The 26,997-nt window shown below is 53.0% G+C and carries 23 protein-coding genes; 12 read left to right on the top strand and 11 right to left on the bottom strand.

Features of this window, described 5'->3' with window-relative positions:
- Positions 1-2: 2 nt before the first annotated feature.
- The gene (locus C9I92_RS12115; RefSeq protein ID WP_084712424.1) at positions 3-3,602 is read right to left on the bottom strand and encodes a DNA translocase FtsK 4TM domain-containing protein; all 3,600 of its coding nucleotides are present in this window, start codon (positions 3,600-3,602) and stop codon (positions 3-5) included.
- 310 nt (positions 3,603-3,912) lie between these two features.
- A complete protein-coding gene (gene lrp / locus C9I92_RS12110; protein ID WP_036832575.1) occupies positions 3,913-4,407 on the bottom strand; it encodes a leucine-responsive transcriptional regulator Lrp in 495 nt (164 codons plus the stop codon).
- 156 nt (positions 4,408-4,563) lie between these two features.
- Here lrp and ald point away from each other — a divergent pair, with 156 nt between their 5' ends.
- The 4 genes from ald to cydC all read left to right on the top strand — a co-directional run bounded on the left by ald (position 4,564) and on the right by cydC (position 10,441).
- The gene (ald, locus tag C9I92_RS12105; RefSeq protein WP_047883368.1) at positions 4,564-5,685 is read left to right on the top strand and encodes an alanine dehydrogenase; all 1,122 of its coding nucleotides are present in this window, start codon (positions 4,564-4,566) and stop codon (positions 5,683-5,685) included.
- Positions 5,686-5,910: 225 nt separating this feature from the next.
- On the top strand, positions 5,911-6,873 hold the full coding sequence (gene trxB, locus C9I92_RS12100; protein ID WP_047883367.1) for a thioredoxin-disulfide reductase: 963 nt from the start codon (positions 5,911-5,913) through the stop codon (positions 6,871-6,873).
- Positions 6,874-6,954: 81 nt separating this feature from the next.
- The gene (gene cydD, locus C9I92_RS12095) at positions 6,955-8,727 is read left to right on the top strand and encodes a heme ABC transporter permease/ATP-binding protein CydD (protein ID WP_047883366.1); all 1,773 of its coding nucleotides are present in this window, start codon (positions 6,955-6,957) and stop codon (positions 8,725-8,727) included.
- Positions 8,720-10,441: a heme ABC transporter ATP-binding protein/permease CydC gene (cydC, locus tag C9I92_RS12090; protein ID WP_047883365.1), complete on the top strand. Its 1,722-nt coding sequence runs from the start codon at positions 8,720-8,722 to the stop codon at positions 10,439-10,441. Before cydD ends, cydC begins: the two co-directional genes overlap by 8 nt.
- A gap of 80 nt (positions 10,442-10,521) precedes the next feature.
- Here cydC and rimJ read toward each other — a convergent pair whose 3' ends face one another.
- Positions 10,522-11,124: a ribosomal protein S5-alanine N-acetyltransferase gene (rimJ, locus tag C9I92_RS12085; RefSeq protein WP_047883613.1), complete on the bottom strand. Its 603-nt coding sequence runs from the start codon at positions 11,122-11,124 to the stop codon at positions 10,522-10,524.
- Positions 11,125-11,282: 158 nt separating this feature from the next.
- Here rimJ and C9I92_RS12080 point away from each other — a divergent pair, with 158 nt between their 5' ends.
- On the top strand, positions 11,283-11,759 hold the full coding sequence (locus tag C9I92_RS12080; protein ID WP_047883364.1) for a methylated-DNA--[protein]-cysteine S-methyltransferase: 477 nt from the start codon (positions 11,283-11,285) through the stop codon (positions 11,757-11,759).
- Between the two features lie 232 nt (positions 11,760-11,991).
- Here the strand turns inward: C9I92_RS12080 and tyrR are convergent, their stop codons facing one another.
- From tyrR to pspA, 6 genes are all read right to left on the bottom strand, one after another.
- Complete coding sequence (gene tyrR, locus C9I92_RS12075; protein ID WP_047883612.1) at positions 11,992-13,527, bottom strand: transcriptional regulator TyrR; 1,536 nt, start codon at positions 13,525-13,527, stop codon at positions 11,992-11,994.
- Between the two features lie 102 nt (positions 13,528-13,629).
- Positions 13,630-14,682: a YcjF family protein gene (locus C9I92_RS12070; protein ID WP_047883363.1), complete on the bottom strand. Its 1,053-nt coding sequence runs from the start codon at positions 14,680-14,682 to the stop codon at positions 13,630-13,632.
- Positions 14,679-16,076, bottom strand: a complete 1,398-nt coding sequence (locus C9I92_RS12065; RefSeq protein ID WP_047883362.1) for a YcjX family GTP-binding protein — start codon at positions 16,074-16,076, stop codon at positions 14,679-14,681. Before C9I92_RS12065 ends, C9I92_RS12070 begins: the two co-directional genes overlap by 4 nt.
- 240 nt (positions 16,077-16,316) lie before the next feature.
- A complete protein-coding gene (pspC, locus tag C9I92_RS12060; RefSeq protein WP_047883361.1) occupies positions 16,317-16,703 on the bottom strand; it encodes an envelope stress response membrane protein PspC in 387 nt (128 codons plus the stop codon).
- The gene (gene pspB, locus C9I92_RS12055; protein WP_047883360.1) at positions 16,700-16,930 is read right to left on the bottom strand and encodes an envelope stress response membrane protein PspB; all 231 of its coding nucleotides are present in this window, start codon (positions 16,928-16,930) and stop codon (positions 16,700-16,702) included. The genes pspC and pspB overlap by 4 nt, the downstream gene beginning before the upstream one ends.
- 89 nt (positions 16,931-17,019) lie before the next feature.
- Positions 17,020-17,685: a phage shock protein PspA gene (gene pspA, locus C9I92_RS12050; RefSeq protein ID WP_047883611.1), complete on the bottom strand. Its 666-nt coding sequence runs from the start codon at positions 17,683-17,685 to the stop codon at positions 17,020-17,022.
- A 205-nt stretch (positions 17,686-17,890) separates the two neighbouring features.
- Here pspA and pspF point away from each other — a divergent pair, with 205 nt between their 5' ends.
- From pspF to C9I92_RS12020, 6 genes are all read left to right on the top strand, one after another.
- Positions 17,891-18,961, top strand: coding sequence for a phage shock protein operon transcriptional activator (gene pspF / locus C9I92_RS12045; protein WP_047883359.1), 1,071 nt, complete (start codon positions 17,891-17,893; stop codon positions 18,959-18,961).
- Positions 18,962-19,100: 139 nt separating this feature from the next.
- A complete protein-coding gene (gene sapA, locus C9I92_RS12040; RefSeq protein WP_047883358.1) occupies positions 19,101-20,723 on the top strand; it encodes an ABC transporter substrate-binding protein SapA in 1,623 nt (540 codons plus the stop codon).
- A gap of 1 nt (position 20,724) precedes the next feature.
- Positions 20,725-21,687 (top strand): ABC transporter permease, encoded by a 963-nt coding sequence (locus tag C9I92_RS12035; RefSeq protein WP_047883357.1) that lies wholly within the window; start codon positions 20,725-20,727, stop codon positions 21,685-21,687.
- Complete coding sequence (sapC, locus tag C9I92_RS12030; protein ID WP_047883356.1) at positions 21,674-22,561, top strand: putrescine export ABC transporter permease SapC; 888 nt, start codon at positions 21,674-21,676, stop codon at positions 22,559-22,561. The genes C9I92_RS12035 and sapC overlap by 14 nt, the downstream gene beginning before the upstream one ends.
- Complete coding sequence (locus C9I92_RS12025; RefSeq protein ID WP_047883355.1) at positions 22,561-23,562, top strand: peptide ABC transporter ATP-binding protein; 1,002 nt, start codon at positions 22,561-22,563, stop codon at positions 23,560-23,562. The genes sapC and C9I92_RS12025 overlap by 1 nt, the downstream gene beginning before the upstream one ends.
- Entirely contained in the window at positions 23,559-24,383 is an 825-nt protein-coding gene (locus C9I92_RS12020; RefSeq protein WP_047883354.1) for a peptide ABC transporter ATP-binding protein, read from the top strand. Before C9I92_RS12025 ends, C9I92_RS12020 begins: the two co-directional genes overlap by 4 nt.
- A 59-nt stretch (positions 24,384-24,442) precedes the next feature.
- Here C9I92_RS12020 and C9I92_RS12015 read toward each other — a convergent pair whose 3' ends face one another.
- Complete coding sequence (locus tag C9I92_RS12015; RefSeq protein WP_047883353.1) at positions 24,443-25,711, bottom strand: MgtC/SapB family protein; 1,269 nt, start codon at positions 25,709-25,711, stop codon at positions 24,443-24,445.
- Between the two features lie 246 nt (positions 25,712-25,957).
- On the opposite strand from C9I92_RS12015, the gene C9I92_RS25785 reads away from it, so the two are divergent.
- Positions 25,958-26,083: a hypothetical protein gene (locus C9I92_RS25785; RefSeq protein ID WP_282958008.1), complete on the top strand. Its 126-nt coding sequence runs from the start codon at positions 25,958-25,960 to the stop codon at positions 26,081-26,083.
- A 53-nt stretch (positions 26,084-26,136) separates the two neighbouring features.
- On the opposite strand, the gene pyrF is transcribed toward C9I92_RS25785, so the two are convergent.
- A complete protein-coding gene (pyrF, locus tag C9I92_RS12005; protein ID WP_047883352.1) occupies positions 26,137-26,832 on the bottom strand; it encodes an orotidine-5'-phosphate decarboxylase in 696 nt (231 codons plus the stop codon).
- Positions 26,833-26,997 lie beyond the last annotated feature (165 nt).

Raw genomic sequence — 26,997 nt, 5'->3', positions numbered from 1 at the left:
GGTTAATCCCGAGGCGGTGGCGGCGGTGCCAGCACTTCGCGATTGCCGTTATGCCCCGGAGCACTGACAATACCATGGGCCTCCAGCTGCTCGACAATACGGGCCGCACGGTTGTAACCGATCTTGAATCGACGCTGCACCCCGGATACTGAGCCGCGACGAGATTCAGCAACAAACTGCGCCACTTCGTCAAACAGCTGATCCAGGTCATCGTCTCCAGCCACCGGCGCTTCGCCCGGCAACAGGCCATCAGCCCCTTGATCTGTATCCAGAATCCCTTCGATGTACTGCGGTTTACCTCGGGCTTTCCAGTCGTTCACGACATTGTGTACATCGTCATCGGATGCAAAGGCACCGTGTACCCGAATCGGGTGGTTTTGTCCCGCCGGTAAGTAAAGCATATCACCCATTCCAAGCAGCGATTCTGCACCGCCCTGATCCAGAATGGTACGGGAATCGGTTTTGGTCGAGACCGTAAAGGCCATACGACTTGGAATGTTGGCCTTAATCAGACCGGTAATCACGTCAACCGACGGACGTTGCGTTGCCAGCACCAGGTGGATACCCGCCGCACGCGCTTTCTGAGCCAAACGAGCAATCAGCTCTTCCACCTTCTTGCCGACCACCATCATCAAATCAGCAAATTCATCGACAATAACCACGATGCTAGGCATTTTTTCCAGCAACGGCGGATACTCGTCCATGCTGTCACCCGGTCGCCACAGTGGGTCGTGAATTGGGTGACCAGCAGCAGCCGCTTCTTTCAGCTTGGCATTGAAGCCGGCCAGGTTACGCACCCCGCACGCGGCCATTAGCTTATAGCGACGTTCCATTTCACCCACACACCAACGCAGCGCGTTCCCCGCGTCTTTCATGTCGGTCACAACTTCGGTCAGCAGATGCGGAATTCCTTCGTAAATCGACAGCTCCAGCATTTTCGGGTCAATCATGATGAAACGACAATCTTCCGGTTTACACTTGTAGAGCAAGCTGAGAATCATCACGTTCACCCCGACCGATTTACCGGAACCGGTTGTACCGGCCACCAGCAAGTGAGGCATTTTGCTCAGATCTGCCACTACCGCTTCACCGGCAATGTCATAGCCCAGCACGATAGGCAGTGCGCCCTTCTTGTGCTGGAAGTTATCACTGGCGATCACTTCCGACATATAAACCGTTTCGCGGCTGACGTTCGGCAGTTCAAGGCCGACGTACGGTTTGCCCGGAATCACTTCCACAACCCGCACCGCAGAGGCAGACAAGGCCCGAGCAAGGTCTTTCGCCAAACCGGAAATACGGCTGACTTTCACACCCGGCGCCAGATCCAGCTCGTAACGGGTAATAACCGGCCCCGGGTAAACCCCGACCACCTTCGCCTTGATCTTGTAATCCGCCAGCTTTGATTCAACCAGCATGGCCGTTTGCTTCAGTTCTTCCTCTGTTGCCGGCTGTACCGTCTGTCTTGCCGGTTGCAACAGTTCGATGGTTGGCATCGGCGTAGTCGGTACCGGTAAGTCCTCTTCCCGCTTCATCAGGAATGGATTATCCAGACCGGCTGCATGTGCCTGCGCTTTCTGGGCATCCCGGATTTTCTTCAGGAAAGCCTCTTCATCACTCAGATCAGCATCGCTTTGTGCATCATCGAAGTCGTCATCATAATCATCATCGCTGTCAACACTGGCATGTTGCTCTGCACGTTCCAGTTCAGACATCCCGTCCTGCACACCAATCTCGATCTCAGACGACGGCATCGGTGCTGCTGCAAACGATGTTTCCGTAACCGACTGTGTAGCTGTTGTAACTGGCTGGGTATGAACCGAGGATGAATATGCCGGTTCATTTTCCGGTGTATATACCTCTGACAGCAACTGAGACGGTTCCTGGTCCAGTTCAGGCTCGGAATATGAAGATTCGTTACGGGGCTCTGGGTAACGGTGAGGCTCAGTACTTGGTTCAGAAGCCGACATTTCCGCTTCGCTGGCCTTCAGCAAAGCATCGCTATCTTCGACATACACCGTAAAGTTTTCATCTCTTTCGAGTTCACGCTCCAGATCTGCGATGGTCATCCCTTTCGCTTGCTGCGTGGGCTGCAGCGACGATGCGGATTCAATCACAGAAGTGGCAGTCGCGACGCCAGACGGCGAAACACCTGAATGCGAGGTATTTAGCTGCGGGGTATTTGGCTGTGCCGTACTCTGCGGCTGCGTATTTTGTAGAGACGCATTTTGTTGAGTCGCGCTTTGTTGAGCTGCACTTTGATGAGATGTACTTGGCTGAATTGCACTTGGTGCGGTTGAGGCCGACACAGTTTGAGGCTGCACTTGAGGCACAGCGGAAGGCCGTTCTGATGGCCGTACCGGCTCAGGCGTTGCTACAGCCTGGCCGTGCGGATGCATTGCTTGCGGCTGCTGCATAGCAACGGGCTGAGATGACACCGGCTGAACCGGGCTCGGCGACGTATGCGTACCAGTCTGGGGCTGAGTTTGCTGAGGCTGAGAAGCTTTCACCTGAGCAGCATGTGTCTGAGGCGCATGTACCTGAGAAATCATAGTCTGAGGAGCGGTAGCCTGGGGAGCCTGAGCAACCGACGCATTCACCCCCTGAACCATTGCTGGTTGAGGCACTTGCGCAGCCACTGCCTGTCCTGCACCCGGCTGTTGTGGCTGGACAGGCTGACGCAAGCGTCGCTCCGGCATCACAATCATAGGCTCAGAACCGGCACCGTGTTCCGCTTTCGCCGCCGGGGAAGACAACAATGGATCTGCGGCTTGCCCCGGTTCACCAAATTGCGGCTCTTTTCGAGCGAAAACATGCCGATCTTCAGCCTGTTTTGCGGCCTTCGCAGCCTGAGCATCACTGCTTGATGCCAGCAGGACGTCATCGGCATCCGGCTCAGTGGCCATTTGCTGAATCAGCTGCTTACCAAATTCGGTCTGGTGCTCATCCGGAATATCAGCGGCAAACGGCGTCAGGGTTTCAGAACGGTCCGAACGTACCTTGTTCAGCATACCGGCCATCGATTTCAGGGTATTCTCCCCCAGAAAATCGACAATATTGAGCCAGGAAATACCGGTAAACAGGGTAAAACCGACAGCCCAGGCAAACATGAGTACCAGTGTCGCACCCAGCAGATTAAACAGCGGCAGCGCCATATTGGAGACTACATCGCCAATCACACCACCAGACGAGAAGTACCAGATGTCATCGAAGTTCAAATCCGCCAGACCGCAGCTGGCTACGAATAGTACCAGCAGGCCCAACAGACGCGTACCGTAAATCATGTAATCCAGCTTCAGAGGTTGTTCACGACGACGGAACAATACCCAGGCTGTAAGAATGATCACGGCCGGTAACGGATACGCTAACGAGCCCAAAGTAAACAGAAGGGTATCTGCCACCAGCGCTCCCAATGCCCCAGCTTTATTCTGAACCGGCCCTTCCCATGCGGTCTGAGACCAGGAAGGATCTGCCGGATTAAAGCTGAGCAAGGCGATCATGATAAAAATAGCAGCCAGAATGCCAACAATTAAGAAGCTTTCCAGTAAGCGCTGCCCCCCAGAAAGGCGAATGATAGGCTGCTTTTTGCCCTTAACTTTCCTCAAAAAACACTCCGATGTAACCACTAAAATGCACCTGAAAAATCGTTACCTGCATTCCTTATCAATGAAAAACACTCAATAAGTGAGCAGGTTGCCTATTATGCTGACAGTCGTCACTGGCTGTTCAGGCGCTATTGAATCTGTTGCCTTATCTTATACTAAATGCTGGCTGTTTTTGCCATTTTGAGAGTGGCGGAAGGTAAAGAGTTGGTGATTTTTTCAAAGGCTGTGCTGAAAATCCCAGCGCCAGATACAAATCAAGCGGCTCTGCAGCGGCCGCTTGATTTATCCTGTACTTCAAAACGCTGGTAAATTAGCGTGTTTTAATAACCAGGTTGTTGGTCTGCTTAACTTCTTCCATAACCACGTAGGTACGGGTGTCGTTAACGCCTGGCAGGCGAAGTAGGGTCTCGCCAAGTAGCTTACGGTATGCGGACATATCCGATACACGTGTTTTAAGCAGGTAATCGAAGTCACCGGAAACCAGGTGACATTCCTGAATGTCTTCCAGTTCCTGTACTGACTTATTGAATTGCTCAAACACGTCCGGCGCACCACGGTTCAGGGTAATTTCAACGAAAACCAGCAGTGAGGCATCCAGATATTGTGGATTCAATAATGCAGTATATCCGCTGATGTATCCCTGACGTTCCAGCCGACGCACACGCTCCAGACACGGTGTTGGAGAAAGGCCTACACGCTTAGACAGCTCAACGTTTGAAATACGACCGTCTTTTTGAAGTTCATTCAGAATGTTACGGTCAATGCGATCCAATTCCTTGGATGGTTTCTTTTTGGTATCTACCATTTTTTATTCCACCTTCTTACTTCCTTGCAAAAAAATATACTACATCTTTCTATTATTTAGAATCAAATACTCTGACAGTCAAACTATACTGCCATTAGATCTGCATTTACAACCTCATCAGTAGCCAATCATTCCAGATGCCAAGGGAGGTGAAGCATGATCATTGGCGTCCCTAAAGAAATCAAAGATCACGAATACCGTGTGGGATTAGTCACGAGCAGTGTTCGCGAGCTTACCTCGCTGGGTCATCACGTCCTGATTGAAACCCAAGCTGGGGCTGGCATCGGTTTATCTGATGCTGATTATGTAAAAGCCGGCGCTGAAATTATTTCTGACGCCAAAGAAGTTTTTACCAGATCAGAGATGATTGTCAAAGTAAAAGAACCCCAGGCCGGAGAAAGATCTCTGCTCCGCGAGGGACAAATTTTATTCACCTATCTCCATCTTGCACCGGATTTTCCACAAACAAAAGACCTCATTAACAGCAAAGCTATCTGTATTGCTTACGAAACCGTCACTGATTCCTCAGGCAAATTACCGCTTCTCGCCCCCATGTCAGAAGTTGCCGGCAGAATGTCTATCCAGGCTGGCGCCCAAACCCTAGAGAATTCTCACGGTGGCAGAGGCTTGCTGCTCAGTGGTGTACCGGGCGTCGAACCGGCAAACATTGTGATTCTGGGTGGTGGCGTCGTCGGCTCAAATGCCGCCCGAATTGCGATGGGAATGCGGGCAAACATTACGCTGCTGGATCGTAACCTGGAAACCCTTCGGGCTCTGGATCAGGAATTTCAGGGCAAAGTCACCCTACTCTACTCAACGAATGAAGCGATTGACAAGCTCGTCCCTGAGGCAGACCTGATCATCGGAGCAGTGCTCATTCCGGGGGCCGCAGCTCCCAAGCTGATCTCTGCCGAGCATGTGAAGCGCATGAAACCCGGCTCGGCTCTGGTTGATGTCGCCATTGATCAGGGTGGTTGCTTTGAAACATCACACCCGACCACGCATACCGAACCCACTTATATAGTGGATGACGTTGTTCACTACTGTGTTGCCAACATGCCCGGCGCGGTGGCCCGTACTTCTGCTTTTGCCCTGAATAATGCCACCCTACCCTATGTCATTAATCTGGCTAATAAAGGATATAAAAAAGCCCTGCTCGACGATCCCGGATTCCTTGCGGGCATGAATGTGATGTACGGCAAAATCACCTGCAAGGAAGTTGCTGATGCCTTTAACCTGCACTATACCGATCCAACCGTGGCTATCAGCATGCATTAACCAGCAAGGATTAACGACGACGTTACCGCTCTTTTATAATCACAAAGAATTACTTATAAATATTTAATATATGAAAATTCACTTCCTGCCGGACGGAACCACAGGCAGGAAGCCACTTCTCCCCTCCCCACATTTAGCCTTCAGAAATCCCCCTTTCATTAGGCACGCAATTTACCTACAATCACCCATCACATAATAGAAATCTCATTTCAGCCTGGAGAAGTAATGAGTAACGTAAGACACAGCAAACTGCTCATCCTTGGTTCTGGCCCGGCGGGTTACACCGCAGCTGTCTACGCGGCACGCGCAAACTTGAAGCCAGTGATGATCACTGGTATGCAGCAGGGCGGCCAGCTGACCACCACAACCGAAGTTGAAAACTGGCCAGGCGATGCCGAAGGGTTAACGGGTCCAGCTCTGATGGAACGTATGAAAGCCCACGCGGAACGATTCGAAACTGAAATTATTTTCGATCACATCCAGGAAACTGACTTCAGCCAGCGTCCTTTCCGTCTGAAAGGCGACAATGGCGAGTACACCTGTGATGCGCTAATTATTGCTACCGGTGCGTCTGCGAAGTACCTGGGGCTGGAATCAGAAGAAAACTTCAAAGGCCGCGGCGTGTCTGCCTGCGCTACCTGTGACGGTTTCTTCTATCGCAACCAGAAAGTGGCGGTGGTCGGCGGCGGTAACACTGCCGTTGAAGAAGCCCTGTACCTGTCCAACATCGCGTCTGAAGTTCACCTGATCCACCGCCGCGACACCTTCCGTTCAGAGAAAATCCTGATCAAACGACTGATGGACAAAGTCGAGAACGGCAACATCTTCCTTCACACTGACCGCACTCTGGACGAGGTTCTGGGTGATGAGATGGGTGTAACCGGTGTGCGTATTAAAGACACCAAGTCTGATGCGACGGAAGAGCTGGAAGTGATGGGCGCCTTCATTGCGATTGGCCACCAGCCAAACACCAGCATTTTCCAGGGTCAGCTGGAGATGCATAACGGCTACATTAAAGTTCAGTCTGGCACAGATGGTAATGCTACCCAAACCAGCGTTACCGGTGTATTTGCTGCGGGTGACGTGATGGATCATACCTACCGTCAGGCCATCACTTCAGCCGGTACCGGCTGTATGGCGGCGCTGGACGCCGAGCGCTACCTGGACGCGCTGGAAGAACAACAATAATCTTTATCCGGCCACTCCTCCCGAGTGGCCGTTTTTCGCCTTCACCTTTAGCCGGCAGCTTATGCGGCGCAAGATTTTCTTATGGATAAACAACTACAACGCGATTTAACCAAATGGTTGAAATCACAGAGCAAACTGGCCAAACACTGGCTCATGCTCAGTGTCGGCCTTGGTTTTCTGTCGGGGTTGCTACTCGTTGGCCAAGCGGCACTGCTTGCACATATCCTGCATCAGCTCATTATCGAGCACACAGACAAATATCAACTTGTCAGCAGCTTTGTCAGCCTTTTTGTGATTGTCGGCCTGCGTGCCTTTTGCAGCTGGGGCCGGGAAGTGGCCGGATACCGCTGTGGCGAACAAGTCCGTCTTCATATTCGTGAACTGATCCTGCAACGTCTTCAGGCGTTGGGGCCAGCATACATCAAAGGTAAACCGGCCGGTGTCTGGGCCAGTCTGGTACTGGAACAGATTGAAGAGATGCAGGATTTCTTCGCCCGCTATATCCCTCAGATGTCGATAGCCGTTCTGGTACCACTGGTCATTCTGGTGGCAGTATTCCCGCTGAACTGGGCGGCTGGCCTGATTTTCCTGATTACTGCCCCACTGGTTCCGATTTTTATGGCGCTGGTGGGACTGGGTGCCGCAGATGCAAACCGGCGCAACTTCAAAGCGCTGCAGCGTCTGTCCGGCCATTTTTATGACCGCCTTCAGGGATTGCAGACATTACGCTTGTTCAACCGGGCTGAAGCCGAGGCAGAAAACCTGCACGCGGCTTCCCATGTGCTGCGCAAGCGCACCATGGAAGTACTGCGGATGGCTTTCCTGTCTTCTGCCGTGCTGGAGTTTTTCTCTGCCATTTCCGTCGCGATTGTGGCTGTTTACTTTGGCTTTGCCTTTATCGGTGAGCTGAATTTCGGCCATTACGGTGTACCCATTACGCTGTTTACCGGCTTGTTTATTCTGGTGCTGGCACCGGAGTTCTATCAGCCGCTGCGTGATTTGGGCACCTTCTACCACGCCAAAGCCCAGGCCATTGGTGCGGCGGAATCACTGGTGGAATTCCTTAACACCGAAGCCGATGGCATGAGCCAGGGGGATACAAACCTGGACTCACCGGAAACCATCCGGATCGAAGCGGAAAACCTGGAAGTGCTCAGCCCTCAGGGGCAAGTGCTAGCGGGTCCACTAAGCTTCGCCATTCAGGCGCATGAACAAGTGGCGCTGGTGGGACCAAGCGGTGCCGGTAAAACCAGCCTGCTCAATGCCCTTCTGGGCTTTCTGCCCTATCGCGGCAGCCTGAAGGTCAACGGCAGTGAACTGAGCGAACTGGATCACAGCCAGTGGCGTCAGGCCATCAGCTGGGTCGGTCAAAACCCTCTGCTACTGCACGGTACGGTGCGCGACAACATCACACTGGGCAACCCGCTGGCGACGGATGAACACATTCAGCAAGTGGCTAGACAGGCTTATGCTGACGAGTTTATCCAGCGTCTTGAGCATGGTTACCAGCATCCGGTTGGTGATCGCTCCAGCGGTCTGTCGGTCGGTCAGGCGCAGCGTATTGCCGTTGCCCGAGCCATGTTGCAAAGCGGTGCTTTCTGGCTGCTGGACGAACCGACAGCCAGTCTGGATGCCAACAGTGAGCATCTGGTACTGGAAAGTCTGAAACAAGCCACTGATGGCCAAACCACGCTGATGGTCAGCCACCGATTGGATCAACTCGCAGCCATGGACCGGGTAATGGTGATGGAAAACGGCCAGTTGGTACAAAACGGTCATTTTGATGATATTCGCCAGCACGGGCTGTTGGCCGATATGCTGTCTCACACCGATAAGAGGGATCTCGATGCGTGAATTAATCCCTTACCTGAAACTCTACCGTAAACACTGGTTCGGTCTGACTCTGGGGATGCTGCTGGGTCTGGCGACGCTGCTGTCGGCCATCAGCCTGCTGACGCTGTCCGGCTGGTTTATCGCCGCCTCAGCGGTCGCCGGATTGACCATTGCCCGTGAGACGTTCAACTACATGTTGCCGGGGGCCGGCGTTCGCGGTTTCTCAATGGCCCGAACGGCGGGGCGCTGGGGCGAGCGTGTGGTCAGCCATAACGCAACCTTCAAGCTGCTGGCTGATCTACGCCTGTTCTTCTTTCGCAAGCTAACCCCGCTGATTCCGGGTAGGCAGGCAAATCTGCGTGATGCCGATCTGCTCAACCGTCTGGTAGCAGATGTAGATGCCATGGACCATGTGTATCTGCGTCTGGTCAGCCCGTTAATCATCGGGGTTATCGGCCTGCTGGCGATTACCGGCTTTCTGGCCTGGTTCGATCTCACGATTGGCCTAACACTGGGTGCCATTCTGCTGACCCTGATGTTAAGCCTGCCGGTAATTTTCTACCGTCTGGGTAAGACCCACGGCCAATCTCTGACGCTGGCAAAAGCCAACTACCGCATACGCCTGCTGGACTGGATTCAGGGCCATGCTGAACTGCTGCTGTTCAATGCCGAAGAACGTTACTACCGTGAAGCTCTGGACGAGCAGGAAAGTCTGCTGGCCGCACAGCGCCGCATGGCTAACCTGACGGGTATGGCCAACGCCATACTGATGGCTGCCACAGGCTGGACACTGGTACTGATCACCTGGCTGGCGGCAGATGGCGTGCATGGTCAGGCACCGGATCCATTCGTTGCCATGATAGCCTTTGCAACCATGGCCAGTTTTGAGCTTATGATGCCGGTTGCTGGCGCGTTCCAGTATCTGGGACAAACCCTGACTTCTGCACGTCGTCTGAATGAGATCATTCAAACAACCCCGGATACACCGTTTGACCCGAACGGGCACAGCGCGAACGTTCAGGGCACAATTACCATTGATGACATCGCTTACACCTATTACGGCAGTGATGAGCCTGTGCTTAAAGGCATCAGCCTGACGATTCAGGCGGGTGAGAAAGTCGCGCTTCTGGGACGTACCGGATGCGGTAAATCGACCCTGCTTCAACTGCTGACCCGGAACTGGGATCCGCAACAGGGACAGATCACACTGGATGGTGTGCCGCTGCCGCAATGGCAGGAAGCCGCTTTGCGCTGCGCCATCACCGTTGTCAGCCAGCGTGTGGACGTGTTCAATGGCTCATTGCGCGAAAACCTGATTCTGGCCAAGCCATCAGGCACCGATGAAGAATTCTGTGACGTGCTGGAAAAAGTCGGCCTGAGTGCACTGCTGAAAGGTAAAGGGCTGGATACCTGGTTAGGTGAAGGTGGCCGTCAGATTTCCGGTGGTGAACGCCGCCGTATCGGTATCGCCCGCGCGCTGCTGCACGATGCCCCGATTCTGCTGATGGATGAACCAACAGAAGGACTGGATCGCCGTACTGAACAACAGATCATGTCGTTGCTGCTGGAGCATGCAAAAGACAAGACGGTACTGTTCATTACGCACCGCTTGGTCGGTCTTGAGCAGATGGATCACATCTGTCTGATGGATGAAGGTCAGTTTATCGAACAGGGCCGCCACCGTGAATTACTGGCTCAACACGGTCGGTATGCCGAATTGTGGCAACGTATTTAAACGCCGCTGCTAGGTAACCCTCCAAAAAAAGCGAGAGTAAATACTCTCGCTTTTTTTTGTGTTTTTCTCTAGCTCATGCTTTAACTCAGCGGAGCAATCCAGGCATCGTTGATTTTTGCCGTCAGGATATGATCTTCCCACTGCCCATTAATCATCAGATAATCGCGTGCTTCACCTTCAATGGTAAAGCCACACTTCTTCAGAACCGCGGCGCTTCGGCCATTGCGCGGCATATAGGCTGCAATAATACGGTGCATATCCTGATCATCGAACATCCACTGATTAGTGGCCGCTAATGCACGGGGCATGATTCCACGTCCCTGATACCCTTCATCGAGTGAGTAGCCGACATGGCAGGCGAAAAACGGATATCTGACTACGTTGCTGTAGTTCACCACCCCACAAATTTCATCACTGTCATGCATCTGAATCACGAAGTAGAAAGCCATTTTATGCTTTTGCAACTGCACCAGTTGTTCCAGGCGGCGCTGCCAGCCGGACTCAGTGAAGAAGGCCTCTTCACGTACAGGTTCCCAAGGCTGCAGGTACTGGCGATTGCGCTGGTAATAGCGGGTAATCGCGGACAAATCCTTGGTGGTGATCAGGCGCACTTTGCCATCGTTGCCACCTTGGTCATCACTGATTTCGATCGTCGTCGCCCGACTGATAATTGAATGTAACAACAGCACTTCATCCTATGGCTATCTCAGATAGCTGAAACGTTAGCACAGGGGCACAACATTGACTATAAACTTATGGCAGGACAAAGATTTGGTCTTTTGTATCAACTATGCTTGTCAAATCAGCGCCCGCAGCGACGCCAACTAACACAGTGAAGACTATGTATTACGACTCTATCAACTCGGTACTGGGTAAGATATACCTGCTGGCTGACGAACAGGGGCTCCGACAGTTGATCCTTGCCAGTGACGGATTCACTCCCGACAGTCACTGGGAACATCACCCGGTTTTTATGGCACCTTATATCAAGCAACTGACCGAATATCTCTCTGGAAAACGTAAGACCTTCACCCTCCCCCTCGCCCCACAGGGTACCGATTTTCAACGCCAGGTCTGGCAGGCCATTAGCGATATCCCCTTTAACCATCATCGCTCTTACCAGGAACTGGCGACTCGCCTCAACCAACCGTGTGCCATGATGGCGGTCGGCATGGCGAAAAATGTCAATCCGATACCCATCATTATTCCCTGCCACCGGGTGAAATACGAACACAGCAAGCAGTGCTCCTGCCGGTACGGGAAAGGGTTTATCGACCAGCTTCAGGCACTGGAAAAAGGGGAAGTCAGCCTGATTTAGACTGCGTCCATCAGTTATAGCGTTTTATCGCAGATTGGCTTTTCACCCGCGGTCAGCGCTACATTCTGCGGACAGAGAGTCTTTGAAATTGAGAGGTTTGAGATTGAGAGGCTGGGAAGCTGGGAAGCTATTAGGCCCAAAAAAAACAAGGAGGCACCATGGCCTCCCTGTTAAATCACCGATTAAGTCGTTAGCTAGCGAGCTGCACCCTCGCAACGCCTTAAACTCTCTCTTAGTGTTTGTTGATTCCGTATTCACGCAGCTTGTTTGCTACAGCCGTATGCGAAACCCCGAGGCGCTTCGCCAGTTTCCGGGTAGACGGATAGCTGCGATACAGGCTGGTCAGGATCCCGGACTCATAACGCTTCATAATGTCATCCAGCGAACCGTCCAGCGTTTCTTCACTGATGACCGTCGTGGACTCATTTTCCGGTAACTGGACATCTTCCACCCGCATCTCACCGCTATCCAGTTGAGTCATGGCCCGGAACAAGACATTGCGCAGCTGACGGATGTTACCCGGCCAGGCGTACTGGCTGAGATATTGCGCGACCTCCGGCGAGATGGCCGGTTTGGCCTGTTGCAGTTCCTGAGCAAACTGAGACAGGAACAGCTCGGCCAGTGGCACAATATCAGCTGTCCGCTCACGCAGTGGCGGCACCACCAGCGACAGGACGTTCAGGCGATAGTAAAGATCCTCACGGAACTGTGCGGCAGCCACCAGATCCGGCAGCTTCTTCTGGGTCGAGCAAATCACCCGGACGTTAACCCTCACTTCCTTCTCTTCACCGACACGGCGGAAACTGCCGTCCTGCAGGAATCTGAGCAGTTTAATCTGCAGGTGCTCTGACATTTCCCCGACTTCATACAGAAAAGCCGTACCGCCATCAGCCTGTTCAAAAATCCCTTTCTTGCCCGGCTCCGTGGCCGTTGCCGCCATACCGAACAGTTCAGTTTCCGCAGCATTGTCAGGCATCGACATGCAGTTCACCAGCAGGAACGGATTATCACGGCGCAGGGAACGCTGATGGCAGGCGCGTGCCAGCATTTCTTTTCCGGTACCGGTTTCGCCCTGAATCAGTAACGGCGCATCCAGCATCGCCAGTTTCTTGGCTTGTGATATCAGCTGCTTAAAACGTGAAGACTGGCCGACCAGATGCTCAAAGCCGTTATCACCGCTGAGCTGGCGCATAGCCAGTGGCATTTTGGCTTCAGACAGGGATTTCAGCAATATCACCGCACTGGCAAGCACCTGCTCTTCACTTTCGTCAGCCACATAGACTGGCATCACTTCCATGACGTAGTCCATACCCGCCAGCACAATCAGCTCACTGCGTTTCCCGGCGCTCTCTTTTTCCAGCCACTGGTGGACGTTAAAGCCGAGCAGCGCATGGATATTTTCGCCCACAATCTCATTGCGGCTTTTGCCCAGAACCATTTCAGCAGCATCGTTGGCCAGATCAACTTTCCCCTGCAAACTGATAGAGAAGAACGGATCCGGCAGAGCTTCAAGCAGCGCTTTCAGCTCTTTGTGCTCACGTTCAGTCGGCATAAACTGAATTTTGCGAACATCCGTCACCCCGTCCAACTGACGAATCTGTGACATCAGCTGACTGAACTGCTCGAATTCAATTTCAGGGCAATTGAGGTAAATGATCCCTACCCGATCAATTTCAATCCCACGTAAGTCAATTTTCCGGCTGCTCAAGATATCCAGCAACTCACGGGTTATACCAAGTCGGTCTTCACAAAAGACTTGTAGCCTCATATTCTTCTCTTCCAAGGTGTCAGGAATTGTTGACACCATGAAGTTTGCGTCTTCCCTTCCATGCAGTCAAGACAGTGAATAATGACGGTGCGCTCAATTTCATTATTTTTCTCTGCTTTCTTTCATCCCAGCCAGACGGCGGACTAAATCTTTCCGGATATCATTCAGTTTCGGCTGATTGTCCGACAGCCATGGCATTGGCCGCATCAGGCTGATTGCCTTCAGCCCCAGTCGGCCGGTCAACAGGCCCACGCCCACGCCCTGTGCAACTCGGGTCGACATCCGCCCGGCCAGATCCATCGACAGCAGATCCATACTGTTATCAATAATCACCTCACTTGCCCCTGCCAGCGCCATATTCGCCAGTACCAGCTTCACCAGCCTGATCCGTGACCAGTAACCCAGCTCAATGCCATATACTGCCGAGATTTGCTCAATCAGGCGGAAGTTACGCCAGGCCACCAGCAGCATGTCTGCCACTGCCAGCGGACTGACCGCAACCATGACCGCCGCTTCCGTGGCATAGCGGGTAACCAGCTGACGAGCCAGCTTGTCCTGATGTGCCAGTACCATCTGGTCATACAGCTGCAGAACTTCACGATCATTATGCGTGGCTGCCAATGATTGCATCCAGCGATCATACCCGGCGTGCTCTTCCTGAATCCGCGCCTTGCGAGCCAGTTGCATACAAAAACCTTTGGCCTGACCGATACCATCGGCTTCCAGCATCGCCTGAGCCTGCTCTTGTTCGCTCTGGCGCTGGCGTAACCGGCGCAGACTGACAAACTCGCGCCCCAGCGCAGTGATACCGGCCGTGGCTACGCCTGCCACCAGCAGGCTCCAGCCCAGACTCAGCCAGTCACCGCTCTGAACCGCCGTCACGACATAGTCGACCGTTTGCCAGCCAATCATAACGGCGGTACCGGCCAGCAGACCTTTCAGCCAGCGTGTCCGCAGTTTAGGACGGGCTGACAACGTTTTTTCCAACGCCTTCTCAACCGATGCGGCCGACGAGGCCTGCTCCGGCAGAAACGTCTCCTGCTCAGCAAATTGCATCGCGGCAGTTAAATCGTGTTCTGCCCTTTTTGGCTTATCCGTCGATGATGCATCGGCCGGTTCATCAAAAACGATTTTTCCCTGATATTTGTTATTCATTGCAATTTGTCCCCCAACAGATATTCAAGGGCTTTGTCCATCCGGATATGCGGTAGCGGTTCGTCACTCTGCGCCACCAATGGTCGGAAATTAAGAAAATCAAATTCACTGCTTTGCCAGAATTCATCTGACGGCAAGCGACGCGGTACGTCTCCCGGAAACAGGGTTTTGGCTTCGCCGGATAAGGTGTGGCCACGTAGCGCCGGCACCTGACGCCCCTGATAGTCAACAAAACCGGGCTCCGTCGCCTGAATGGACGACAGACTGAGGCAATCCATCTGAATGCCTTCGAAAGAAGCGGTCTGCCAGGCTTCATTAACCAGTTGCTGCAACAAACTCACCAGATTCGGGTGCTGCTCCGGGGTCACATGATCCGCTTTGGTCGCAGCAAACAGCACTTTATCAATCCGAGGCGAAAACAGCCGCTTTAGCAACGAGCTGCGGCCATAACGAAAGCTTTGCATCAGTTGATCCAGAGCCTGCCGCATATCATTGAACGACTCCGGCCCGGTGTTAAGCGGCTGCAGGCAGTCGACCAGGATGATTTGCCGGTCAAACTTGGCAAAGTGCTCTTTATAAAACGCTTTGACGACATGCTGCTGATAGTAGCGGTAACGGCTTTTCAGCATGCCGGCATTGGTGTCTTCGCCCGCCTCTGCCAGTTGCTGCTCAGTGACTTTATCGAACCAGACCATAGGAAAGAACTGAATAACCGGCGCACCAGCCAGTTCACCGGGCAGCACGAACCGGCCGGGCTGCACCCAGTGCAAGCCCCCTTCGGCCTTACACTTAAACAGGTACTCGGTAAAACGGGCCGAAATACGTTCAATCAGCGCCTCATCAGCCGGAGCCAGCGGATCAAACTGTTCACCCTCAGCCAGCCAGTCGTGCGCCAGCTCTTCCCGTTTTCCTTTCAATACCTGCGCCTGCTGACGCGACCAGGCCACAAAATCCATGTCCAGCAGCGGTAAATCGAGCAGCCATTCCCCCGGATAATCCACAATATCGAGATAAAGCGTGGCGGTATCCTGCAGCAACTTCAGTGGCCCTTTTTGTGGCTTGTAACGCAATGCCAGACGAATCTGACTCACATCCCGGGTCGGCGACGGCCAAGCCGGCGGACTGGTCAGCAGGGCACTCATCCCTTCTTCATACCCAAATTTCGGAACATGCATGTCTACTTGCGGCACGCGCTTGGCTCCCAGCAAATAGCCTTCCCGCACAGCTGAAAACAACGGTAGCCGGGGGTTAGTACTGACATGCATCAACTGATTCACCAGTGATGTGATAAATGCGGTTTTCCCGGCCCGGGACAGACCCGTTACCGCCAGCCGGACATGACGGTCCAGACTACGGTTAACAAGTTTGTTTAACTCACTGCCAAATCGGTTCATAGCAATTCCTGATTCAAACATTTAGCGGAGAAGATAATAATAAAGCGTTGATTAACCTGGGATGAATCAGTAGTTCAGGTTAATAAAAGGATCATTCAAATTATCGGTTAGTCAGCAGACTGGAATCCGTCGCCCTCTGGCGATAGCCAGAAAAGAGTGCCAAGCCAGAAAACAAACGGCGGGACAGAACATACACAAACAGAAAAGCAGGCTTTCGCCTGCTTTTAACCACCCGAACGCTTACAGGTTGCGGAATTCGCGATCAACCTTGAAGGCGGTTGACGTGACGTAGGCTTCCATCTTGCGCAGTTCCTGCTCCATGCCATTGAGTTCACTTTCGACATTTCGCAAAATCTGCCCCGCTGGCTGACCGGCCTGCCATGCCTTCTGCTTCACATGATGCTCCCGGTATACCGAATGTTGCTGCTCACGCTCTTCCGGCATTTTGTCGAGAAATAACCAGGCTGCAAAATACGCCAGGGTGACAAAGAATCCGACCCCCAGCAGGAATGCTGACACCGTCAGAATCCGAACCAGCCAGATTTCCATCCCGAAATATTCGGCAATACCGGCACACACACCGCCAAGTTTGCCGTTTTTGGGATCTCGGTAAAGGGTCTTATTCATTGCTTGTGCCTCCATTGCGGCGCTTCTGCATCCAGAATCTGCTCCAGTGTCACAATCCGATCTTTCATCTGCTCTGCACGCGCCACCAGCTCCTGTAGTTTCTGGTGATCGTCCCCGGATAAGCCTTCACCCGCATGTTTTTTACTGCGGTAGTGCAGGATCAGCCACAACGGGGCTACAAAGATCATAAACACGATGAGCGGACCAACAATAAACCCCATAGACATTTTTTTCTCCTTTTCGCGCAGATTCAGTCAGTTACTTTAATAGGATTGCCACACCGAATATCATACCAAGCGATATTCAGACCGTTGAATTACTCTTTGTCCTTCAGGTTGGCTTTCATGCGCGCCAGTTCTTTTTCAATGTCATCCTGGGCTTGCAGATCAGCAAACTCGTCTTGCAGACTCTTGCCACGGCCAATGCTGTAGCTGTCGGCTTCGGCTTCCATCTCGTCAATACGACGCTCGTATTGCTCAAACTTCGACATTGCCTCGTCCACTTTGCTGGTATCCAGCTGACGACGAACATCACGGCGGGTGTCGGCCGTCTTATGACGCATTACCAGTGCCTGCTGACGAGCTCGGGTTTCCTGCAGCTTGCGCTCCAGTTCCGCCACTTCTGTACTCAGCTTATTAATGGTCTCTTCAACCAGCTTGTACTCTTCGTTCAGTGTCAGCGCCACATCATTGAGCTTTTGCTTCTCAATCAGCGCGGCGCGGGCCAGGTCTTCACGGCCTTTTTCCAGTGCCAGGCTGGCTTTTTGCTGCCAGTCAGCACTTTGAGATTCGATGGCCTGAATGCGACGTTGCAGTTCTTTCTTGTCGGCCAGGGCACGGGCGGAAGAGGTGCGTACCTCAACCAGTGTGTCTTCCATTTCCTGAATGATCAGGCGGATCATTTTTTGCGGGTCTTCTGCTTTATCTAGCAAAGAGTTAACGTTCGCGTTTACGATATCAGCAAAGCGTGAAAAGATACCCATAATCATTTTCTCCAGTTGTTGAATATGCGAAGTAGTCAGCTTGTTATGCTGTCGCTTGCATGGTTTCATGTCTCAAGCTTACATCAGTTATTACAACAACTGTGCCAACTTTTAATTTCATTAAATATCATAGGCTTATGATTTCACCCATTCTATAGCGGTGCTAAAGTCTGAGGATATACGCCAATAGTTAGCGAGATTGACCATGCGAAAACCTGATAATCTGATTGGAGAGTCCGAGGCGTTTCTCACTGTTCTCGATCATACATCACGTCTGGCCCCTTTGGATCGCCCAGTGCTGATTCTTGGCGAACGAGGCACAGGTAAAGAACTGATTGCACAGCGTATTCACTATCTGTCCCGACGCTGGGATCAGCCGCTGGTTTCACTCAACTGTGCCGCCCTGAGCGACGGGGTGATTGATTCCGAGCTGTTTGGTCACGAAGCCGGTTCCTTTACCGGAGCAAAAGGCCGCCATCAGGGACGGTTTGAGCGGGCAGAAAACGGCACCCTGTTCCTGGATGAGCTGGGTACGACGCCCCTTGGCGTGCAGGAAAAACTGCTGCGGGTCATTGAATACGGCGAATATGAACGGGTCGGGGGCAGCCGGACCTGTCAGGCCAATGTGCGGCTGATCTGCGCAACCAATGAAAATCTGCCGCGACTGGCTGAAGACGGAAAATTCCGGGCGGACCTGCTGGACAGGCTGGCCTTTGACATCATCCACCTGCCCCCTTTACGGGAGCGCCAGGACGATATTCTGCCCCTCGCCGAACATTATGCAGTAAGAATGTGTCGGGAGCTGGGCTACAGCTATTTTGCCGGTTTCACGCGGCACGCCAAAGCGATGCTGCAGGACTACAGCTGGCCGGGGAATATCCGGGAGTTGAAAAACGTGGTGGAACGCTCTGTCTTTCGCCACGGTCTGGAAGATGAGCCAGTTGGTGAGGTTATCCTCGACCCGTTCCATGCGCCCTGGCACGACAAATCCTTGTCACCGAGCACAAAACAAACTGAGGTCCATGCAGCAACCACTCAACCAGCTGACCTCGCTTCCCCGTCGGCGCTGTTTTCCACGCTGTCAGTATCCCATACGCCGGAGTTGCCCCTGGACTTTCGCCAGTGGCAACAGGATCAGGAAGTTGAACTGATCCAAAAAGCGCTGGAACAAAGCCAGTTTAATCAGCGGAAAGCCGCTGAATTGCTTTGCTTAAGCTACCATCAACTGAGAGGCCTGCTGAGAAAATATCAGCTGGTTGGCAGCAATGAGACTTAATTGCGGGTCCACTTTGCTTAATTGGTGATTTTCCCATCATAAAACACCTGCCCCTGGCAGGTATTTATAGCTGATGGCTTGGTGTGTCAGTGGGATAATGGTAAATTTGTAACCTTGTTTTCAGAAAATTTCTTATCTTATGAGCGCTTATACTCGTCTTCTGCTTGCGTGTGTCAGCCTGGCCAGCCTGGTTGGCTGCAGCGACCCTCAGCAGGACAGCAATATACGCAGCCGCGGCTTTGTATATTGCGGGCAAGATACGCCGGCAACCTTCAACCCTCAACTGACTGACGGAGGGCTAACGGCCGATACGCTGGCGGCGCAAATTTTTGACCGCCTGCTGTTGCTGGATCCGGTCAGCCACCAGCCGACCCCGGCACTGGCGAGTAACTGGACTATCAGTGAAGATGGTCTGGCATACACGTTTGAGCTGCGAAAAGGCATCGCCTTTCAGACCACGCCCTGGTTTACCCCGACCCGCGAGTTTAACGCGCAGGATGTCGCATTCAGTTTTTCACGGGTCATCAACCCAAATCATCCTTATCACGCGGTCTCCGGCGGGCGTTACCCTTGGTTTGACAGCCAGGGCTTTGCCAACCTGATAGAAGAGATAGAAATTCTCGACCCTTATACCGTGCGCTTTAACCTGAAGCGCCCGGATAACGCCTTTCTGGCGAACATGGCAACCACCTACGCCGTTATCCACTCGGCGGAATATGCTTCCAGCCTGCTGCGTGCCGGTAAGCCGGATCAAATTGACCGCAAACCGATTGGCACCGGTCCGTTCGCGCTCTACAGCTATCAGCCAAATGATTTTGTCCGTTTAAAACGCCATCCGGGCTACTGGCAGGGTCAGGCAGAAATGGAACAGGTTGTTTTCGATATCGCCTCGCGGGGGACCGGCAGTCTGGCTAAATTGCTCAGCGGTGAGTGTGATGTCTTGTCGTCACCGGTTGCCAGCCAGTTACCGGTGATCAGCGATAACGACAATTACGAATTGAATGCCCAGACCGGCATGAACGTGGCGTTTCTGGCGCTCGATACGAATCAGCCGGAACTGAAAGATGTACGGGTACGCCAGGCCATCAATCACGCCATCAACCGGGAAAATCTGCTTAATTCCGTCTACTACGGCACCGGTACTAAAGCGCGCAGCCTGCTGCCGCCAATGTCCTGGGCGTATAACCATAACAGTCAGGCGCTCGATTACGATCCGGAGCGGGCTCAGGCCCTGCTCAAAGAAGCCGGGTACGAGAAAAATCTGATGCTCAGTCTGTGGGTACCGCTTGAGCCGCGTCCGTATAACCCGAGTCCACGCAAAACGGCAGAACTGATTCAGGCTGACCTCAATGCCATTGGGGTGAAAGTGAACATCATCACGCAGGATTCGGTTCGTCGCTTCAGCACTATTGATAAAGCCAACAGTGATTTGATTCTGGCCGGCTGGATTGCCGACAACGGCGATCCGGATAACTTCCTGCGTCCGTTGCTTTCCTGCGATGCCAAACAGGCCGGTCTGAACGTCGCCAACTGGTGTAATCTGGATTTTGAAAACCTGCTGGAGCTTGCCTCCCGGACCACAAAACTGGATCAACGGCTGGATTTTTACCACGTCGCTCAGGATATTCTGGATAAGGAAGTTCCCATTGTTCCGCTGGCACACGGCGTCCATTTTCAGGTTCATCACCGCTCACTGAGCGGATTGCAGATGAGCCCGTTTGGCACCCGTTCTTTCTCGACTGTATACCGGAACGAAAACTAGTATGTTTATTTATACGATTCGACGGTTAAACCTGTTCATCATTACCATGCTGATCCTAACCCTGATTGGCTACAGTATTCTCCGCCTGGATCCTGAATCTTTCTGGAGCGTGCGCTCTTTCTGGTCGGGCTGGTTCATTTACCTGGATAACCTGCGCTTTGGCAACCTCGGTATGAATCAGGCAGGTGTGCCTATTGTGCAAGAAGTGATCGCAGTTTTTCCGGCGACGTTGGAACTCTGTTTCTTTGCCTTCATTTTATCTCTGGTCGTGGGGATTCCGCTGGGCACGCTGGCCGGAGTTAAACGGGGCCGGTTCATCGACACGGTGATCTCCTCCGTGACTCTGGTCGGCTACTCAATTCCGCTGTTCTGGCTGGCGTTGCTGCTGATTATGCTGTTTTCGCTGAAGCTGGGCCTGCTGCCGGTTTCCGGTCGGTTCAGCCTGCTGTACGAAATTGAACCGGTGACGGGGGTTGCCCTGTTCGACGTGATGCTGTCACCACAGCCTTATCGCGCCGAAGCACTGATGAACGTCATCAGCCATTTGATCCTGCCCACTCTGGTACTGGCCATGGCACCCACCACCGAAGTTATTCGCCTGACCCGGGCGTCAGTTTCGGATGTGATGGATCAGAACTTTATCAAAGTCGCGCAAACTAAGGGTCTGTCGATGTTTGAAATCATCACTCGCCACGTGCTGCGCAACGCCATTCCGCCGATTATTCCTAAGTTGGGGATGCAGTTTTCGACCATGATGACCTTTGCCATGCTGACCGAGTCTATCTTCAACTGGCCGGGCATCGGGCGCTGGCTACTCGATGCCATTTCGGCGCAAAACTATGTGGCGATTCAGGCTGGCGTAATAACGGTTGGCAGCTTTATCCTGCTGGCCAATATTCTGTCTGATCTGGCTGGTGCCTTCGTTAACCCGCTTGTGCGCAAGGAATGGTATGCTATCAAATAACATTTACCAGGAAACCAAGATCCCGACGCAATGGGAGCGCGCCTGGCAAAACTTCCGCGCCAATTCGATCGCCTTTTTTGGTTTCTGGTGCCTTATTTTACTGATTTTGGTGACGCTGGCGGCCCCGCTGCTGGCTCCGTATGCGCCGGCCAGCCAGGTTGGTGAGCTGTTGATGCCGCCCTCCTGGGATCCAAGCGGCCATGTGGAATTTTTCTTCGGCACCGATGATCTGGGTCGCGATATTCTCAGCCGCCTGATTCTGGGCTCACAGCTCACATTCGGCTACGCCGTGCTCATCGCGCTGGCCTCTGCCGTGATCGGTATTCTAATTGGCGTCCTGGCCGGGATGACTCAGGGTCTGAAATCCAGCTTCCTGAACCACGTTTTGGATACCGTAATGTCTATCCCTTCCCTGCTACTCGCCATTATCGTTGTAGCCTACATGGGGCCGGGGGAAGTGAACATCCTGCTGGCTATCTGGCTGGCCCTGATCCCGCGATTTATCCGCGCGGTATACCTGGCAGTGCATACCGAAGTAGAAAAAGACTATATCATCGCGGCCCGTTTGGACGGCGCCAATAACTTCTACCTGCTGTATAACTCGATACTGCCGAATATTTTGACCGTGCTGACCAACGAGCTGACGCGTGCGATTTCCATCGCGATCCTCGATATTGCCGCCCTAGGTTTTCTCGGGCTGGGTGCTCAGGCACCGCAGCCGGAGTGGGGAGCCATGCTGGGCGATTCGATTGAACTGATTTATCTGGCCCCATGGACTGTTACATTACCGGGTCTGGCCATTACCTTCAGTGTGTTAGTGGTAAACTTAGTAGGAGAAGGACTCCGCCAGGCCATTAATGCGGGGATTGACTAATGCCACTGTTAGATATTCGAAACCTGACGATTGAAATCGACACCCCACAAGGGATGGTCAAAGCTGTTGACAGGATGAGCCTAACCATCAATGAAGGTGAAGTCCGCGGTCTTGTGGGTGAGTCAGGGTCAGGAAAAAGTCTGGTTGCCAAGGCGATTGCCGGGGTGACCAAAGCCAACTGGCGTGTCAGCGCAGACCGTTTGCGTCTGGGAGATATTGATCTGCTGGCCCTGTCACCACGCGAGCGCCGAAAGGTTGTTGGCCGGGAAATTGCGATGATTTTCCAGGAACCGTCATCGTGTCTGGATCCCAGCGAGCACGTCGGGGCGCAGTTGGAAGAAGCGATTCCATCGTCCTCTTTCAACGGACATTTCTGGCAACGCTTCCACTGGCGTCAAAAACAGGCGATTGCCCTGCTCCATAAAGTCGGGATTAAAGAGCACCGCCGGGTCATGCGCAGCTATCCGTACGAACTGACGGACGGTGAGTGCCAAAAAGTCATGATTGCCATGGCCATTGCTAACCGCCCGCGCCTGCTCATTGCCGATGAACCGACCAATGACCTGGACCCGATCACGCAAGCGCAGATTTTCCGTCTGCTCAGCCGGATGAACCAACTCGGCAATACCACCATTTTGCTGGTCAGTCATGACTTGAGTGCCGTAACCCAATGGGCCGACCGCATCACCGTGATGTACTGCGGCCAGTCTGTGGAGTCCGGCAGCCGCCAGCAACTGTTGGAATCGCCGCATCATCCATACACCGAAGCCCTGCTGCGCGCGATGCCGGATTTCAACCTCGATATCCTGCCGCACAAAAGTAAGCTGGAAACCCTGCCCGGCTCGATCCCACCGTTGCAGCACTTACCGATTGGTTGCCGATTGGGCCCCCGCTGCCCGCACGCCCAGCGCAAATGCGTCGAAGTACCGAAGCGACGGAAGATTAAAAACCATAAATTCAGCTGCCACTTCCCGCTGAATATGGAGGAAACCAATAAATGAGCGCGCTGCTAGAGGTCGAGAACCTCAAAAAAGATTACCACTATCGCTCAGGCCTGTTTCATCGTCGTACTATTGAAGCGGTGAAACCGGTTTCCTTTTCGCTGGAAGCCGGTGAAACCATCGCGTTCATCGGTGAAAACGGATCCGGCAAATCAACACTGGCCAAAATGCTGGCCGGTGTAGTCGAGCCAACGGAAGGGATTATTCGTGTCAACGGCGAACCACTGGCTCACCGTGACTACCAGACCCGCTGCAAGCTGATCCGGATGATCTTTCAGGATCCCAACACCTCCCTGAACCCGCGCATTCAGATTGGTAAGATCCTGGAAGGACCATTAAAACGAAACACCCAGATGACCCCGCAGGCACGTGAGCGTCGAATCATGGAGACCCTGAAACGGGTTGGCCTGTTACCCGAACATGCGTACTTTTACCCACAAATGCTGGCAACCGGCCAGAAACAGCGGGTTTCTCTCGCCCGGGCACTGATTCTTCAGCCTTGTATCATCGTGGCAGACGAAGCACTGAACGGTCTGGATATGTCGATGCGTTCGCAAATCATCAACCTGCTGCTGGAACTGCAGGAAGAGATGGGGCTGTCCTACATCTATGTGTCACAGCATATGGGGGTAATCAAACACTTCACCGATAAGGTGATGGTCATGCAGACCGGAGACGTGGTCGAACAAGGCCCGACTCTGGAGGTCTTCAACAACCCTCAACATCCACTGACCCAGAAACTGCTCGACAGCCATTTTTCAGCCCCCGCCCACGACCGGACCAACCGTCTCAGCAGCGTGACACCCAAAATCGAGTACTGAGCGGGTGTGACCCTTTGCATGTGCTGGCACTATCCACGTGTCAGCACAACAAACCTTGCTCAGCTCATCAGAACCACAGAGCCCGCCCCCAGAGCCACCGCCAGAAGAATTGGCCAGACCACGAATTTTGCCATTCGGCTATCACCAATAACCACCGCCATTCCCATTTTCACCAAGCTGTTAACCGCCGAGGCAATGAAGATCCCGGTGGCAGCCGTCGTCAGCGTCAATGTGTCGATACTCTGCCGTCCCAATGCCAGCGTGATGGCATCAACATCGGTGATCCCGGAAATCGCCGACAGAATCAGGGTCCCGGTATTGCCAAACCACTGCTGTAATGCGGTCGCCAGCAATATAATCAGCATCAACCCCAAACCAAACATCAAGGCTGAGGAAAGTGCCAACGGGTTTTGTTTCATTTCAGGGTTGGTCTGGCTGTCCATTTTATTTTTTTTCCAGATCCAAGCGGCAGGCAGATAGAAACCGACCATCATGGCCGTCATCGGCAACCAGAGCAGGCTCAACAGCGATGAGTTAATCACGTAACTGATGAACAAAATACGCGGGAACATAGTGCCGCAGCTGAGTAAAATGCCACTCGCGAGCAGCCCACACAACCGAGGCTGCTGTTTGGAAAGGTTAGAAAACTGCAGTGTCAGCGCCGTCGAAGAGCTAAGGCCAGCAAACAGACAGGTCAGCAGAATCCCCTTTTCAGCTCCGCCGATCTTCATGGCGAAGTAGCCGATAAACGAGATACTGGCAATCAGGACAACCATCCACCAGATTTCGTAAGGATTTATCGCATTAAAAGGGCCCACTTGCTCATTGGGCAACAACGGCAGCATCACCACAGAAATCAGCAGCAGGCGCAAAGCCGCATCCAGCTCGTACTCCTGCAGCTTAGACAGGGCATCATGCAGCTCACGCTTGTTGTCGAGAATAATGGCGGTGATTACCGCAGCAGATGCCGCCAGCGCTGGGTTCTCGACCACGGCCAGTGCGCCAAGCAGAAACGTCAGCAGCATCCCTATCAAGCCGGTAATACTCAAATTCGCCTGGCTCCGCAGACGGTAAGCGTAGGCCACAGTAATGATCACAGCCAGGCCAAGGAAGGACAGACCCAAAAACAGCTCCGAGTATAAACTGGCTAACAGCCCACAAACCCCACCGAGCAGGCCAATCAGTGAATATGTCCGGATGCCTGCTACCCGACTGCCAGCAGCTTCATTACGCTCTACCCAGCCGCGTTGAATACCAATGATCGCCCCCAGCAACAGGGCGATTGCAAGACGAACAAAAGGAGAAGACAGATCCAGGGTGGTTTCCATATCGCGCTTCCGTATCGATGGCTGTCATACCGGATATTGGTATACTCTGACCTTCACTGAGGCGGTTCGGCGTTCGAGCGCACACCTTCAGCATGGCCCCACGCCGATAAGCTTATCGGGGGGCAACTGGGGAACAATACTCAGTTTTGTATTCAGTGTAGGCCGGACAGGAAAAGATAACTGCCTGCTTTGTCACGATTTATCATCAGTGAAGCACATCATAATGCCCTAAAAGGCATAGGCTCGATGACAGTGCCAGTCGAACCATACGGTTCTGCAGCAGCAAGAAGCAAGAAGCAAGAAGCAAGAAGCAAGAAGCAAGAAGCAAGAAGCAAGAAGCAAGAAGCAAGAAGCAAGAAGCAAGAAGAATAAAACACTGACAGGGCAATGCAACTGGCTCTGAACACCAGAGCCAGTTGATGACATTAAGACAGGCTCTGGTTAATTTCAGCCAGCACAGCGGCTGGATCTGCGGCCTGTGTAATCGGACGGCCAATCACCAGATAATCGGAACCCGCCTGTACCGCTTCAACCGGTGTCATCACACGGCGCTGATCACCTGCGGCACTGCCTGCTGGGCGAATACCAGGCGTCACCAGTTTAAATTCAGTACCCAGCTCTGATTTCAGCATGCTGGCTTCCTGAGCAGAACACACGACCCCATCAAGACCGCTGTTTTTCGTCAGACGCGCCAGATTCAGTACATGCTCCTGAGGCTCGGCTGTAATACCAATACCACGCAAATCAGAAGCTTCCATGCTGGTCAGTACAGTCACCGCAATCAGCAACGGACGATCTTTGCCATAAGGCTCAAGAATATCACGTGATGCAGCCATCATACGCTCACCACCGCTGGCATGGACATTGACCATCCATACACCCAGTTCCGCAGCCGCCGCTACCGCGCGGGAACAGGTATTCGGAATGTCATGAAATTTTAGGTCCAGGAATACAGAATGGCCCCGATCATGCAGTTTACGCACAAAATCAGGGCCAAAATAAGTAAACATCTCTTTGCCGACTTTTAATCGACAACTACCCGGCTCAATCCGGTCAACAAAAGCTAAGGCTTCGTCCTGGCTTGGATAGTCGAGTGCAACAATGACTTTTGGATCTAACATGGCATCTCCTGCTGAGTTACGGTTCACAAATCACCCGGCGAGCACAGGCGCGCTGAGGGCGGTCAGGATTGTACAATAAAATGTCCATTTATCGAGAATTTTTTAAGCTTTTCGACAAAAGCACCAAAAGTGACACTTTTCTCAGGAGACCAATCGTTTGTCAGG

It is taken from the genome of Photobacterium ganghwense (assembly GCF_003025595.1).
Taxonomy (GTDB): Bacteria; Pseudomonadota; Gammaproteobacteria; order Enterobacterales; family Vibrionaceae; genus Photobacterium; species Photobacterium ganghwense.
The sequence above is the reverse complement of the archived record's forward strand: the minus strand, read 5'-3'. Positions and strand labels throughout refer to the sequence as shown.

What these genes read in the sequence shown, in the direction of transcription:
- lrp (WP_036832575.1), bottom strand. Translation starts at nt 4,407, where the DNA reads ATGGTAGATACCAAAAAGAAACCATCCAAGGAATTGGATCGCATTGAC.
- ald (WP_047883368.1), top strand. Translation starts at nt 4,564, where the DNA reads ATGATCATTGGCGTCCCTAAAGAAATCAAAGATCACGAATACCGTGTG.
- trxB (WP_047883367.1), top strand. Translation starts at nt 5,911, where the DNA reads ATGAGTAACGTAAGACACAGCAAACTGCTCATCCTTGGTTCTGGCCCG.
- cydD (WP_047883366.1), top strand. Translation starts at nt 6,955, where the DNA reads ATGGATAAACAACTACAACGCGATTTAACCAAATGGTTGAAATCACAG.
- cydC (WP_047883365.1), top strand. Translation starts at nt 8,720, where the DNA reads ATGCGTGAATTAATCCCTTACCTGAAACTCTACCGTAAACACTGGTTC.
- C9I92_RS12080 (WP_047883364.1), top strand. Translation starts at nt 11,283, where the DNA reads ATGTATTACGACTCTATCAACTCGGTACTGGGTAAGATATACCTGCTG.
- tyrR (WP_047883612.1), bottom strand. Translation starts at nt 13,527, where the DNA reads ATGAGGCTACAAGTCTTTTGTGAAGACCGACTTGGTATAACCCGTGAG.
- C9I92_RS12070 (WP_047883363.1), bottom strand. Translation starts at nt 14,682, where the DNA reads ATGAATAACAAATATCAGGGAAAAATCGTTTTTGATGAACCGGCCGAT.
- C9I92_RS12065 (WP_047883362.1), bottom strand. Translation starts at nt 16,076, where the DNA reads ATGAACCGATTTGGCAGTGAGTTAAACAAACTTGTTAACCGTAGTCTG.
- pspC (WP_047883361.1), bottom strand. Translation starts at nt 16,703, where the DNA reads ATGAATAAGACCCTTTACCGAGATCCCAAAAACGGCAAACTTGGCGGT.
- pspB (WP_047883360.1), bottom strand. Translation starts at nt 16,930, where the DNA reads ATGTCTATGGGGTTTATTGTTGGTCCGCTCATCGTGTTTATGATCTTT.
- pspA (WP_047883611.1), bottom strand. Translation starts at nt 17,685, where the DNA reads ATGGGTATCTTTTCACGCTTTGCTGATATCGTAAACGCGAACGTTAAC.
- pspF (WP_047883359.1), top strand. Translation starts at nt 17,891, where the DNA reads ATGCGAAAACCTGATAATCTGATTGGAGAGTCCGAGGCGTTTCTCACT.
- sapA (WP_047883358.1), top strand. Translation starts at nt 19,101, where the DNA reads ATGAGCGCTTATACTCGTCTTCTGCTTGCGTGTGTCAGCCTGGCCAGC.
- C9I92_RS12035 (WP_047883357.1), top strand. Translation starts at nt 20,725, where the DNA reads ATGTTTATTTATACGATTCGACGGTTAAACCTGTTCATCATTACCATG.
- sapC (WP_047883356.1), top strand. Translation starts at nt 21,674, where the DNA reads ATGCTATCAAATAACATTTACCAGGAAACCAAGATCCCGACGCAATGG.
- C9I92_RS12025 (WP_047883355.1), top strand. Translation starts at nt 22,561, where the DNA reads ATGCCACTGTTAGATATTCGAAACCTGACGATTGAAATCGACACCCCA.
- C9I92_RS12020 (WP_047883354.1), top strand. Translation starts at nt 23,559, where the DNA reads ATGAGCGCGCTGCTAGAGGTCGAGAACCTCAAAAAAGATTACCACTAT.
- C9I92_RS12015 (WP_047883353.1), bottom strand. Translation starts at nt 25,711, where the DNA reads ATGGAAACCACCCTGGATCTGTCTTCTCCTTTTGTTCGTCTTGCAATC.
- C9I92_RS25785 (WP_282958008.1), top strand. Translation starts at nt 25,958, where the DNA reads ATGACAGTGCCAGTCGAACCATACGGTTCTGCAGCAGCAAGAAGCAAG.
- pyrF (WP_047883352.1), bottom strand. Translation starts at nt 26,832, where the DNA reads ATGTTAGATCCAAAAGTCATTGTTGCACTCGACTATCCAAGCCAGGAC.